This is a genomic window from Niastella vici (genome assembly GCF_002077945.1).
GTDB classification, from domain to species: Bacteria; Bacteroidota; Bacteroidia; order Chitinophagales; family Chitinophagaceae; genus Niastella; species Niastella vici.
The window spans coordinates 110,265-123,682 of record NZ_LVYD01000024.1; the positions used below are offsets into that span (position 1 = coordinate 110,265).

Below are 13,418 nucleotides of genomic sequence, written 5' to 3' on the forward strand. Positions count from 1 at the left end.
ATTTTTAATTGATTAGAACCGCATGTTTACCCCGAGCGCAACACTATGTTGAGCAGTGGGCACAGTTCGCTCGGCCGATGTAGAATTATGAAATTCCGGGTCTATGCCATACTTATTAGCCTTCCACACCATAACATTCGACAGGGTTGCCCTGAAAGTGATGTCTTCAGCCCGTAAACGGCTTACTATTTGCGGCGGCAGGGTATACGACAAATTAAGGTCCCGCATTTTTATATAGGCGCCATCAAAATAGTTGATATCGCCATTGGCGTAGTATAACACATACCGTTGGGTGCTGCTGATGCTGGAGCTGGGAATATAGGCCGGAATGTTGGTAATGGTTTCATCACCTGGTTTTTTCCAGCGCTTGTTAAAGTCGGTGTACAAATTTCCCAGGAACTGACCGGCAGTTGTTGAGGTTCTGCCAGTCAACTGGCCGGTAAATGTATTTAAACCAACGGCATCCCGTTTGATCGTTGCGCCGAAATTGTAGATCATATTACAGGTAAGCTGAAAATTCCTGTAGCGAAAATTATTACTGAACCCACCACTCCATGTTGGTTGCCAGGTACCCATATACACCAGGTCACTTGCCAAAGCGCCGGGCTTTTTAGTGATGGTGCCGTCTGCCAGCTCAACCAATGGATCGCCTACATTGTCGAGGCCTTTAAATCTATAGCCCCATTGCGCATAGGATGAATAACCCTCGGCATACCGGGTACTCATAAACAGCAGCGCTGAGGTTTGGGGATTGGCAATATACAGTTTGGTTACTTTATTGTAGTTGTACGATAGTACCAGGGTAGTAGACCAGGTGAAGTTCTTTCCCCTCATGTTCACAGAAGTTAATTTTGTTTCAACACCCGTATTATGAATATCACCCAGGTTGCCGGTAATGGAAGACACACCCCCAAACGCATTGGTAGGCTCATCGCCGATCAAATTGGAAGTGCGGCGCATGTACAGGTCGGTACTTCCCAATAACCGGCCTTTCAGGAATGAATAATCGAGCCCCAGGTTATAATTTTTGGTACTTTCCCAGGTGATCTTCTTGTTGGCATATGCAGAGATGGAATAACTTATACCGCCGGGTGCATATAAATTGGTAGATCCGCTGGCTATATCATAGGCGGCTGCAAAGAATTGCGTTTTTGAGGGCTGATTACCCGATAATCCATACGTGGCCCTTAAGGTAAGGTTGTCTAACCAGGTAATATGTTCCATAAACGGTTCCTTGGCAATTTGCCAGGCCAACCCAACAGCCCAAATGGGTTTGCTTTGTACAGATCTGTCCTGACCAAATAAATTCGATTTATCGCTACGCAAACTGGCGTTGATCGTATACTTTCTTAAATAAGTATACGCAGCATTACCGTACAGGGAAGTTGTGCGGGCCGTTGCTTCTAACTCTTTATAGGAATCATTAGTAAGCGAGCTCCTTATAAGAGACGATGGAAATACCGTACCCGATATACCGGTACCCAGGGTAACATAATCTATCGGTTGCGAAGTTAACAATTGGGGATCGTAACCACGGGCTACCGAAGTGTTGGTATTGGTAAAGGTGCTGTTAGCTTCCTGACCGGCCAGCATAGTGAGTTGATGATCGCCATTACCAATAGTAAGGTCATATACCAATTGATGACGAATGGTAAAATTCCGCTGATTCAAATTGGAGGTGGTCAGTATGCCACCTGTGGTTGGCAAATAATAGGTAGGCGAAGCGCCTGCAGTGGCAGCAGGTACCGTAAACGCAGCCAGCTGATTCCTTACCGTGAAACTTTTCTGGCTGTCAAAAGCAGTTGTTTTTGAGTTTCCCTGCATAAGGCCATACACCCCTTCCAAACGAAGCCCTTTGATGAGCTTTACGGTGATACCGCCCGTTAAATTGGCATGGAATGTATTCCCTTTTGTATTACCATAATTCATTTCATCGAGCGGATTATAATTCAGGTTCAAACCGCTTTTTGTTTGATACAATGCGGTTAATGAATCGGTGCGGTAGATCCAGGGCATGGAAATACTGTTGCCATCCCCATCTTTAAATAACTGGTAGGGTACGAACCTGGTAGTGATCGGTGAAATTGGCCGTGCAGCCGATGTAACGGTATTCACCAGGTTCGAGATCAGGTATACAGTTACTCTTTTGCTCACATTCAGATCCTGCCTGATGTTTATTTTATAAGCATTGTTCTTTTCACCCGGTGTACTGGTGGTGGTGTTGGTATAAGCCAGCGAACCATACAAGCTGTAGTTGCCAAAACCGCCTCTTACCGAAACGGTATGGTTGCTGAGCGATGCATTCCGGTACCAGGTATCCTTGATCTGGCTCAGGTTATCGATGGCTGCCAGACTATCTAATTGCGCATTGGCAGTGGCTTCGCTAATGAGTCCCCGGTATTGTTTAAAGAGGATCTGTTCATGCGGCATGATCGGATTGTTACCACTAACGACTGTGTTTGCCGAAGCATAAGTATTGGCAGTGAGGTAAGCAGGGTCGGCAAACAGCTCCTTCATGGTTTGAATGAACTCAGGGCTGCGCATGTAAGGCAGGTATCCAATATCGGGCTTGCCTTGCATATTGTAAAATCCGTTATATTCTACTTTTAGCTTGTTGGCGCCAAAAGAACCTTTTTTTGTAACGATCACAATAACACCATTGGAGGCCCGGCTACCCCAGATGGAAGCCGCCGTTGCATCTTTCAACAGGGTAACATCCTGTACATCGTTGGGGTTTATATCAGACAGATCATTGACCACCATTCCATCAACCACATACAACAGCGATTTATCGGCATTGATGGTACTATTACCGCGTACCGTAATGGGGTTGCCATTTTGATTAGGCGCATTATATATTACCAAACCAGGTAGCTGGCCTTCGAGGCGTTGCATGAGGTCCATGCTGGTACTGCGGTTATAAATAATATCCATTTTGGGCTTGCTGAAACTGCCGGCGCTTCTTTCTTTCGGAAGCGTTTGATAACCGTTGTTAAAAACGGTGATCTCCGTGAGGTTGCTGACTTCAGGTTTCAGCACCACTTTAACTACTGCATTGCTTTCTGCTGTTACGTTTACGGGCAGGGAGAACGTTTCATAACCTACATAAGAAACCCGTAATACATAACGGCCTGGTTCTATACCGCCTATAACAAATTCGCCATTCTTATTGGAAATAGCCTGCGCATTTCCGGGAAGTAATGTTACAGAAGCCCCACGCATGGCATTCCCAAGGCTATCCCGTATTTCACCATGAAGGGTGACCGGAGGCGCCGCCGGCTTTTTATTGTGGGCGGCAGTATCTGTTTTTGCTACTATGAAAATGGTTTGGTTCTGGACCATATACGTTACAGGCTGCTCTTTAAACACCTGTTGCAGAAAGGCTTCCAGGGGCACATCCTCGGCTTGAATACTCACTGGTTTTGAACCCTTTAACTGACCGGGACGGTAAAAGAAGTAATAACCGGTTTGGTTGGTCACGTTGTCGAACAGGTTTTCAAGGGATACGTTCCTGACCTTTAATGTTACTGTTTGGGATAACCCCGTAGCACTTACGTGCAGTACAGAAACCAGTAAAATGATCGCGGTTAATCTCATTACTCGCAGTGTTTGGTGAAGTAACCGGGAGCGGTTATGCTCCAGCCTGCCAGCCGTAAACGGCCGCAAACGGGCAATACCTTTCCGGTTACAAAGCGCCTTAAAATGCATACTTTTGTAACAGTTTTGGTTTAATAATAAATGAGTCTTTGCTGAGACCTTTTTAGTTAACCCGAAATGTAGCCGGATGTGTTCCACCACACCCGGCTTTTTAATTGTGGGTTATCAACTATAGCGAAGCCTTTTCATGGCTACGGCATTACGATCAAATGTTTTCCTTCTTTTTTTACATGGATACCCATGGCCTGCATACCCTTCAATACCTGCGATAATTGTAAACTTCTTTGCATAGCGCCATTAAAAAGTTCTGTAACGGGGGCGCCGGGTTCAAAGCTGATCTCCACATCGTACCAGCGTGCCAGTTGCCGCATCATTGATTTCAGCTCTATACCATCGAACCGGAACAAACCATTCTTCCATGCCATTACTCCTTTAACATCAGCGTTGCTGATCACCTGCACCTGTTTGTTTTGCGGGGTAAGCAGCGCCTGCTGACCTGGCAGCAGGAAAGCAGGGCTGGCTGTTCCCGGACGGTTAATACTTACCTTGCCTTCAAGCAAAGTGGTTGTTACATGCGGTTCGTCTTCGTAGGCATTTATGTTGAAGTGGGTACCAAGCACTTTTACTTCGGCCTCTCCCGGAATCATAACATTAAAGGGAACCTTCTTTCCATTCTTCCCGAACTGTGGCTTTACTTCGAAATACACTTCACCGGTTATATATACTATCCGGGCCGAGTCATTAAATGTTGCCGGAAAACGGATAGAAGAAGCAGCATTCAACCATACTTTTGATCCCTCGGGCAACGTAAGCTGGTATTGCCCGCCCCGTGGTGTGGTCAAAGTATTATAAAGCAATTCTCCTGGTGCGGCATTCGACGCTTCAGCAGCATCATAAACAAGCTGACGGCCTTGTTGGTTAACAGTGGTTTGCCCCTGCTGGCCGAGCGTTCCATGTTTGGAGCTGTCGAGTGAAATGGTTTTTCCATCGGCCAGCGTAAGAATTGCTCTATCACTACCAGGCATTATATCAGCAGGTTCCGTTTTTGCCACAACGGGCGGTGGGGTTGTTGTAGTAAGCCAATACCAAATACCACCGCCTGCGAGTATAATAATTACAGCTGCTGCCGCCATCCAACGCCAGGCGAGGCTTACTTTTTTTGCAGCAGGCTGTTGTTCAGCGATTTGTTGTTGAATTTGTTGGAACCGGTTCTGCAGCCGTTCACGCAAGGCCTCATCTGTATAGCCTGTGGGCTCCAGATTGTTCTGGAAATGTTCTTTCAACAGTTCTTTTCCGGCAGCCCCCTCTTCCCCATTTTCAATCATCTCAAATAACTGATCTACCTCTGCGGGGGTGCAGGTTTGGTTAATATATTTTTGAAAAAGTTCGGTAAACGAAGGTTGTGACACAACTACGGTTTATAGTATAGACGTTTGGCAAAAGCCAGTCATCTGCTGCCATAAAAAGTTTTTTTGAAAATTATTTATGTGCCAGCCAGGCAGCGAACAACAACAGGGCGCCTGCTGAATTGTCGTGCGAATAAAAATACTGGCGAATACTACGCGTGGCTTTTACGATATGGTCATTGACGGTGGAAGTAGAAATCCCCAACAGGTTACTTACCTGTTCGTAGGTTTGCCCCTGCAATTTGCAGAGCTCAAACACCTGGCGGCGTGTGGGAGGTAAGGAAGCTACAGCTGCCTGCAGCAACTGCTCGTTCTCGCGGAATAAAAGGCTTTCTTCAATATGCGTATATTGTTCTGAGGCTGCGGCTTTTACATGTGCGTACAACACTTTATCGCGCCTCGCCTTCCGGTAAAAATCATACACCTTATTTTCTCCAATGCGAAACAGATAGGCGCGAATGCTGGTATGAATATCGATGGTATTGCGCTTTTCCCAAACCACGATGAAGATATCCTGCAAAATCTCTTCGGCTGTTTCGGGATGCTTAACGAGTTTTAGCAGATTAACAAACAACCGTTCACTATACAGGCTATATAACTGGTCAAAACATGCCTGGTCGCCTTGCCGTAAGCCGTTCAATAGTTGCTGTTCGTTATATGGAATTACCGTGGCCAATAATTTAGGTGGGATGGGTCTTGTAAAATGGTCAGGTAGAATAAGGTTTACACGAAAATAACAATAATGTTATTTTAATTTGAATTATTGCGGCTTTTTTTAGGCGGGGTTAAAACCCATGTAATACCAACCGGTCTTTATATTTTCCTTTTACAATTCTCCACATCACTCCATAGCCGCCTGCCCCATCGCCATTCATGGCCTGGATATAAAGAATGTCGTTTGCCCCATCGTAATTAACTTTTGTATTATGCAGGCCTGGCTCAAAAAGGTCGTCGAAGGCAGTTTTAGGTAACTCAATTATTTTATTTCCCCGGGTAATTGTAATTGATTGGTATGCAAACCGGGGAACACCGCCATCGTTACCCCAATAGGTTTTGCCATTTATTAATTGGTTCTTTCCCTTATCAAATTTTTGCTTTGCTACTTTAACTCTAATCGAGTCCTTACCAAACATGTATGTACCATCGCTTTTTGAAAGAATGGGAAGTTCCCCGTATGCGGAGATCATTTTCAGCCGGTTATTATAAACATAGCCGTCAGGCTCCTCATTATTCTTTAAATAGAAAACGTCGACCCAATTCCCGTTGATTTCACCACATAAAACAATACAACCATTCTCTAATTTATCAATTATGTTATTCCCCTTCTCTGGGTTAACCCTTACATTACAATAGCCATCTTTATCATCAATAATGGCGAATTGTGCATTTACCAGCTTTACAAGAATAAGGAACAAAAAAGTACAGAAGATCTTCATTGCCTGGGGATGTTGATTGAACGGTTCCAAATTAATAAATCAAATGGCAGTTTACCAGTATTTTTCTATATTTAGTACCACAATAACCTTATTAGTCACACTTATATGAAAAAATATTCCCTTCTAACGATCATTGCCATTAGCACTATCTTTAGCACTGCCCGCTCACAGGCCATTCCTTTGGCGCTGTTCAATGGGGAGAACCTGCGGGGATGGCATGCAGATGTTCCGGCTATGGACACGAACACTACTGTGAAAAGCCCTTTTATCGTGCGCAATGGTATGCTGGTAAGCCTGGGCGAACCGAGGGGACATTTAATTACAGATTCAGTATACCAAAATTACCGGTTGCGGGTAGAATACCGTTTTCCCGGCAAACCCGGCAACTGCGGGGTACTTGTTTTTGCTTCAACACCCCGGGCACTCTACCAAATGTTCCCCAAATCAATAGAGGTGCAAATGGAACATAATAATGCCGGTGATTTCTGGTGTATTCAGGAAGATATAACAGTGCCCGACATGGAGAAACGCCGCGGCCCTAAAACTGAATGGGGTGTTTCGGAAGGGAAAAAGCGCCGCATCCTGAACCTGACAGATAGTTCTGAAAAACCATTAGGCCAATGGAATACGATGGTCATTGAATGCAAAGGCAATACTATAAAAGTATGGGTGAATAATGACCTGGTGAATGATGGCTATAACTGCACTGCCGCAAAAGGACAAATAGCCTTGCAGGCGGAAGGTTCAGAAGTAGAGTTCCGCAAAATTGAAATGACGCCTTTAAAATAAATTACTCCACCGGAAAATCTTTCATCTGTTTCGAGAAGGTCTTTCCCAGCCGGCCGCTGTTGTTTACGGCCCATTCAGCCATGGCATAAAGTACCGGTCTTAATGCTTTACCTGATTTTGACAGCTCATACGTAACATAAGGCGGTACCACCGGCTTCGACTTTCTAATCAGCAATCCGTCGTTTTCGAGTTGCTTTAATTGTTGTATCAGTACCTTTTCGGTAATGGTAGGGATCGATCGCTTCAATTCATTATACCGTTTTGTTCCGGATAATAAATTGAACAAAATGATCGGTTTCCAGTAACCGCCAACCTTCTCCATTACAAACGTTACCGGGCAGGCTACAAATGCCTGGCTTTTATTTTCCTGAACAGTAGATGCTTCTTTAATGGCTGCCATAGTATACATACTTTGGGGTAAGTACTTGTACAAAAGTAAGTATCATTTTAAGTTTGTGCAACAAAACAAACAAATATTAAAATGAAAATCACCATTACAGGTTCTTTAGGAAATATCAGCCGGCCGCTTACCCAACAATTAGTAGCACAGGGCCATAACGTATCGGTTATCAGCTCCAATGCGGCAAAAGCCGATGATATTAAAAAACTGGGGGCTACTCCCCTGACCGGTTCTGTAGAAGACTATGACTTTGTAAAGCAGTCGTTCCAGGGAAGCGATGCCGTTTACCTGATGATACCCCCTAATTTCAGCGCCCCCGATTACAAAGCGTTTACTATTGCCGTGGGTAAGAATTATGCAAAAGCCGTACAGGAAACCGGTATTCAGCATGTAGTGAATTTAAGCAGTTCCGGTTCTGCCCTGGCAGGCCACCCACCGCTTACTAATTATCAGAACCTGGAAACCTGGCTCGACGAATTACCAGCTATCAATGTATTGCACCTGCGGCCCGGCGGTTTTTATTCCAATTTTTTTGGCAGTATTGGCTTAATAAAATACCAGGGTATTATCGGTAACAATTTCGGTGAAGATATCAACATGGTTATGTCGCACCCCGAAGACATTGCCGATGCGGCAGCAGCAGCTTTGCACACGCTTTCATTCAAAGGAAAGAATATTCAATACATTGTTAGTGATACAAAAAGCGGCCGGGAAGTAGCTGAGTTATTAGGCACTGCCATCGGCAAGCCTGAATTAAAATGGATCCCCTTTTCTGACGAACAATTATTGCAGGGTTTGCTACAGAACGGGTTTTCAAAAGATGCGGCGCAACACTATATAGTTGATATGGGTATAGCCATCAGGGAAGGACTGCTTGCCAAACACTACCAACAAAATACGCATGCTATTACTGGCAGGCGGAGCTTTGCTGAATTTGCACCCGTATTTGCCCGGGCCTATCAATACGGCGGGTAAATTGTTATTTAAGCTGTACATGAATATGATCATCGTGCCGCACTGCCTGGCAGCCATGGAACCGTATTTTATCGCTGGTTAATTGCAGGCGCAATTTCAGATGAGGTTCTATAAATATTTTGCCGATCCTGTTATCGTGGGCAAATAATTCAACGAGGGATCTTGTTTTTTCAGGATAAAATACAAAATCCTTCTTTCTACCCTGCGGCATCAGGCTTTTCAGTAAACTATATTGCCAGTATCCCTGTTGCACGCAAAAATCAGTCGTATTCTTTTCGGCAGCTGTAGGTTCTTCACAAATACCATAGCCAATGGGTGATGGCGTAGCATTGGTTTCCTGTAACGATTGCTTGTCTTTATAACAGAATGCCAGGTCCATTTTCTTTCCATCGTTATGGCTCAGATGCGGAAATAATGGAAAGCCATTAACAAATGGGAAGTTTGCATCTAAATAATTAATTACTGTACCCGGGTACTTTTTGTTCATTTCACTGGCCACGCTATATGCAACATTCCTCAAATCTTTTCTCACATAATTCCTGTTTAACAAACAGGTCATAAATGTTAAAGGCCGCAGGTTATTTGTAGCCGTAACCGGAAGTTGTACGCGGCCAAATGGTTTGGCCAATACAGGTACAATGATAAAGGTCGTCAGTAAGTAGAGCACAATAAATGTCAGCAATTTACAAAGCCCCAGGAATCGAGTGCTCCGCCATTGCCGTGTAAATAAAATATCAGCCCTTTTGAACTGTCTGCTTTAAACAACAGTCCATGTAGATGTGTATTGTCATTCGTTACTAGGTTAAGCTCTTCAAATGGTTGCGCAAACCCAAAACGGTAATTTTTATCCAGCTTTTGTGGAAAGAAGATCAGTTTCTCCTGATATACATATAACAATGCACAAATAACAAAGTATACCGCAGCGATTATTATGATAGCCTTTATGATCATTCGTTTCATGAAGTGTTTTTACTTAATCTCTCTTAATTTGATTACAGAATGATCCTGACCTTTCAACAATAAACGTAGAAAGAGGCCACATTCTTCGGTGTCTCCACATATTTGAACATTATCAACGACATACGTCCAGTCGCCGCTTTTAAATGTCCAGCTCCATCCGCCCTGGGAGCCATGCATTTCTTCAATGCCATTATATAGAACGATATCCGGTTGGTCAATCATTTTCTTTCCCTTGCTCCAACAGCTATATCTCACTCCCTTTTCAGTTTCATCAATTCTTATCAATAACTTCTCTGATCTGGCAACCAGCCTGTTTTCTTTCCAGTCTTTAACATCGGGATGCATCTCCTTTTTAATTTTGGCTTTCAAGGCCTGCTTCAATTGTTGCTCTTCTGCTGAACTATAGTTAATCGCAATAATTTTACCTTTCTCATTTATCCAGATCTCACCATTAAGACCACCACCTACTAACCCATAATCTCCATTGTGTTGGAAAATTATGTTGTCATTATATTGTTTCAACTGGTCTTTAAATACTTTGTCGAATAGTATCTTGTAGTAGGAAACAAATTCAGCAGCGCTGGTTATATCGGGCAACGGGTTTTCCCGCTTCACCGGATAGGCTATTAACTTCGACAATTCTTTTGCATTGCCTGTTTCAATCAGCTTAACTATTTGCCTGTAACGATTGACAATAAATGAATCGATGGATCCCTGACAGGTAAGGCTCAAAAAGAGAACAGCGATTACGCTTATAACAAAATTTTTCATGACCGGAATATAAAGGCTGGGTTAACGCTTAAATATACGCTGATAACCCCAAATAAAAAACCCTCCTACCGGCCAGGCCGGTAGGAGGGTCATTCACCTTCAATCTTTATTTAATGAACCGGCCGGAAACAATCTTTCCGTTCTTGATAACCGTTACTGTATACACACCTGCTGAAAGCCGCGTTACATTTATCCGGTTATTGGTATTCCTTGTCTGGAACACTTCTCTTCCGGAGAAATCATACACTTTTATCAGGGCGCCTGTCAGGTCTTCCGTACTCCGGAACCGCAATTCATTCAATACAGGGTTCGGATAAACCTGAAGGGTGTTATTGGCTGTTATCAATCCTGTTTGTGGCTTAGCCGGCGCTACCGCATACACCTTCACGGAAGAAGCAACATCATTAAAGCCATTGGTCACCAAACATGAATTGTCGGCGCCAAACGACTGGGAATTACCCAGGAAATTATCATCGGCATACAATTGTATCTGATAACCGCTGTTCACCTTCAATGATGAAATTTCGTCATTGGCAATACCCAGAGCCTGCAACTGCGTGAGGGTATAGGTGCCCGGAGCCAGTGCGGTTGAAGTACCGCCATAGCTGCAATCTTTATACACCGTAGCTCCTGTAACCGCACCTACTGCACTTACTTTTAATGAAGAGGTAAGATCATTAAAACTGTTTGCCGTTAAACAGGTATTGTCGGCCGTAATGGTCACGGAAGTTCCTGCAAAATCATTATCTGCAAACAACTGCACCTGGTAGCCGGCGCTCACTTTCAATGATGAAATAGCATCGTTGGAAACACCGAGACTTTGTAACTGGCTTAAAGTGTAATTGCCTGGCAACAGCCCTACCGCAGTTCCATTATAATTGCAATCTGAATATACAGTGGCCACCGGTACATTGGTGACCGTAATGGTTACCTGTGCCGATGATTGTCCGCCGCGGTCATCAGTAGCTATGGCTGTCAGCGTGTACGAACCGGTTGCTACATTGCTCCAGCTATATGAATAAGGGGAGGCTGTTGCTTCACCCAGTTTGGTACCGCCATTGTAAAACTCCACTTTACTGATGGTACCATCTGCATCTGAGGCATTCACGGTAATACCAACAGTAGCCGGAGCGAGGTACTGACCACCCGAAGCTGGTTTTACAAAGCTTACAGCAGGCGCCTGGTTAGTCAGCGATCTGATGCGAAGCGAAGAAATAGAATCATTCAGATTATTACTTACCAAACAGGCGGTATTGGCGGTAAATGCGGTATAACTGCCTTGCAGGGCATTGTTCTTATACAGCAATACTTCATAGCCGCTATTGATGGTGAAAGAAGAAATGTCTTTGTCGGCTATACCGCTTGCCACCAGGTCCTGCACGGTATAAGCTCCGGGCGCCAGGCTTACAGCATAGCTGCCTGAATAATTGCAATCTTTATAAAAAGTGGTTACGGAGTTTGCCGCACCACCGGTTATAGTACCGCTGATTGAATAATAACCCAGGGAGCCATAATTGGTATAACCTGTAGTGGCGGGGTCACCATAGCCTACACCGGTAACAGAGATATAATAAGTTCCTGCTGCCAGGGTGGCGCTCAGGCCGGCCGACAAATCATCAGGGTTCGACGAAGCAATAAAAGTACCTGCATTGTCATATAAAGTTGCCAGCACATCAAGATTGGGATGGTTAGCTGCCGGGTTGATGTTCAACGAAACCGCCCCACCAGTTGTAGTGAATGAAAAATAGTCCACATCGCTGGTGGTTTCAATAATTCCAGAAATAAAAGCGCTTCCGGTTCCGCTTACCGACAATGCCTTCGCAGCCGTTCTCGTATTGCCATAGTCGTCAGTACGGTACCCTACTCCATTGGCTGTATTGGAAATGATTGCCAGGTCGTCCTGTGTTTGGCTGGGGTTGGCATATTCGCCCTTGCTCCATTGAACGATGGGCACATAATAACCGGCTCCCATAATGGGCGCCCAGTTCCCCTGCCCCAGGTAATATTCTTCAACCGGGCTTGTTCTGCCATCGTGGCTCAATCCAAAGGTGTGACCTACTTCATGAGCTGCTGCGTCACCAGCACCTTTAACGCCACCATTAAAAACCCAACAGGGCGTTTCATTACCCCAGGTAAAGGAATTCAGAAATGCCACACCGCCCGCGCCGGGCGCTGCTGTATTGGTAGGTGTAAAAATGCAACGCATGCGTCTGTTGGCCGGATACGTATTATACACGGCTTCGCTGGTAGTGATATTCAATTTGAAAGGGCTGTAGTCTTCACTGATCAATTGCCACACTTCATATTTTTCAGCATCGGTCAATGTAGATGCTGCCGCATCAATAGGGTTGCCGCTGTTCCAGGCGGTTCCTGATACATACTGTCCGTCGAAGTCGAGCAAAACGCAGCCATTGGCGTTTGAATAACTTTGCAGGCTGTACAATTGCCCGGTGGTTAATGCAGCTGCTGCAGCGCTGGTGCTGGCGCTTGCCGGCGCCTTGTCAAAATCTATACACAACACTTTGTGAATATCTGTTTCAGTAATGTACACATTGCCGTTATCATCGGAAGAATACGTGTAGGCTTTTTTACTGTTACGTAAAATGATGTTCCCCTGAACGCTGGTTCCTTCAATACGGATAAAAAAGGAAGAGCCCGGTACGTTCTCAATTTCACCTACAAAAAATTCCTGTGTGGCCGACAGTGATTGCCGGAAGTTTATTTTACCGGGCAGTGAATCGGTACCACTGGTGCGCAACGACAGCCTGCCTGCGCTACGTTGCTGCGGTGAGGTATTGATCTGTTTGCGAAAAGAAGCCAGCACATCTGATGCAGCGCCCAGCTTTACCGGTTTTACCTGGCTATAGCCGGCCATGCCCAGCAGCAATGTGCCAATGAGCCAAAGAGAGAGTTTTTTCATAATACTCGATTTTTAATGGTTAAATGAAAGATCAGTTGGAGGGGAAAGTGCAGAGGGTATCGGTCCGCGCGCTGATTGCGCGGCTGAAACCTATTTACCGTAGC

The 13,418-nt window shown here is 44.8% G+C and carries 11 protein-coding genes; 2 read left to right on the plus strand and 9 right to left on the minus strand.

Annotated features, from left to right (window positions below; genetic code table 11):
- Window positions 1-12 precede the first annotated feature (12 nt).
- From A3860_RS07960 to A3860_RS07975, 4 genes are all read right to left on the minus strand, one after another.
- Window positions 13-3,597, minus strand: a complete 3,585-nt coding sequence (locus A3860_RS07960; protein WP_158085167.1) for a SusC/RagA family TonB-linked outer membrane protein — start codon at window positions 3,595-3,597, stop codon at window positions 13-15.
- Between the two features lie 251 nt (window positions 3,598-3,848).
- Window positions 3,849-5,066, minus strand: a complete 1,218-nt coding sequence (locus A3860_RS07965) for a FecR family protein (protein ID WP_081146025.1) — start codon at window positions 5,064-5,066, stop codon at window positions 3,849-3,851.
- Between the two features lie 70 nt (window positions 5,067-5,136).
- Window positions 5,137-5,739, minus strand: coding sequence for an RNA polymerase sigma factor (locus tag A3860_RS07970; protein WP_216823403.1), 603 nt, complete (start codon window positions 5,737-5,739; stop codon window positions 5,137-5,139).
- A gap of 109 nt (window positions 5,740-5,848) precedes the next feature.
- Window positions 5,849-6,499, minus strand: coding sequence for a hypothetical protein (locus A3860_RS07975; RefSeq protein ID WP_081146027.1), 651 nt, complete (start codon window positions 6,497-6,499; stop codon window positions 5,849-5,851).
- Between the two features lie 105 nt (window positions 6,500-6,604).
- Here A3860_RS07975 and A3860_RS07980 point away from each other — a divergent pair, with 105 nt between their 5' ends.
- Window positions 6,605-7,288 (plus strand): 3-keto-disaccharide hydrolase, encoded by a 684-nt coding sequence (locus A3860_RS07980; RefSeq protein ID WP_081146028.1) that lies wholly within the window; start codon window positions 6,605-6,607, stop codon window positions 7,286-7,288.
- A gap of 1 nt (window position 7,289) precedes the next feature.
- Here the strand turns inward: A3860_RS07980 and A3860_RS07985 are convergent, their stop codons facing one another.
- On the minus strand, window positions 7,290-7,688 hold the full coding sequence (locus A3860_RS07985; protein ID WP_081146029.1) for a winged helix-turn-helix transcriptional regulator: 399 nt from the start codon (window positions 7,686-7,688) through the stop codon (window positions 7,290-7,292).
- An 81-nt stretch (window positions 7,689-7,769) separates the two neighbouring features.
- On the opposite strand from A3860_RS07985, the gene A3860_RS07990 reads away from it, so the two are divergent.
- Window positions 7,770-8,663, plus strand: coding sequence for an NmrA family NAD(P)-binding protein (locus A3860_RS07990; RefSeq protein WP_081146030.1), 894 nt, complete (start codon window positions 7,770-7,772; stop codon window positions 8,661-8,663).
- A 4-nt stretch (window positions 8,664-8,667) separates the two neighbouring features.
- On the opposite strand, the gene A3860_RS07995 is transcribed toward A3860_RS07990, so the two are convergent.
- The 4 genes from A3860_RS07995 to A3860_RS08010 all read right to left on the minus strand — a co-directional run bounded on the left by A3860_RS07995 (window position 8,668) and on the right by A3860_RS08010 (window position 13,314).
- Window positions 8,668-9,195: a penicillin-insensitive murein endopeptidase gene (locus A3860_RS07995; protein WP_216823404.1), complete on the minus strand. Its 528-nt coding sequence runs from the start codon at window positions 9,193-9,195 to the stop codon at window positions 8,668-8,670.
- A gap of 143 nt (window positions 9,196-9,338) precedes the next feature.
- Window positions 9,339-9,623 carry a hypothetical protein gene (locus A3860_RS08000; protein WP_143774003.1) on the minus strand — a complete coding sequence of 95 codons (285 nt, stop codon included), beginning with the start codon at window positions 9,621-9,623 and terminating at the stop codon, window positions 9,339-9,341.
- Window positions 9,624-9,632: 9 nt separating this feature from the next.
- Window positions 9,633-10,394 carry a hypothetical protein gene (locus A3860_RS08005; protein ID WP_081146033.1) on the minus strand — a complete coding sequence of 254 codons (762 nt, stop codon included), beginning with the start codon at window positions 10,392-10,394 and terminating at the stop codon, window positions 9,633-9,635.
- 106 nt (window positions 10,395-10,500) lie between these two features.
- Complete coding sequence (locus A3860_RS08010) at window positions 10,501-13,314, minus strand: Ig-like domain-containing protein (protein ID WP_081146034.1); 2,814 nt, start codon at window positions 13,312-13,314, stop codon at window positions 10,501-10,503.
- Between the last annotated feature and the right edge of the window lie 104 nt (window positions 13,315-13,418).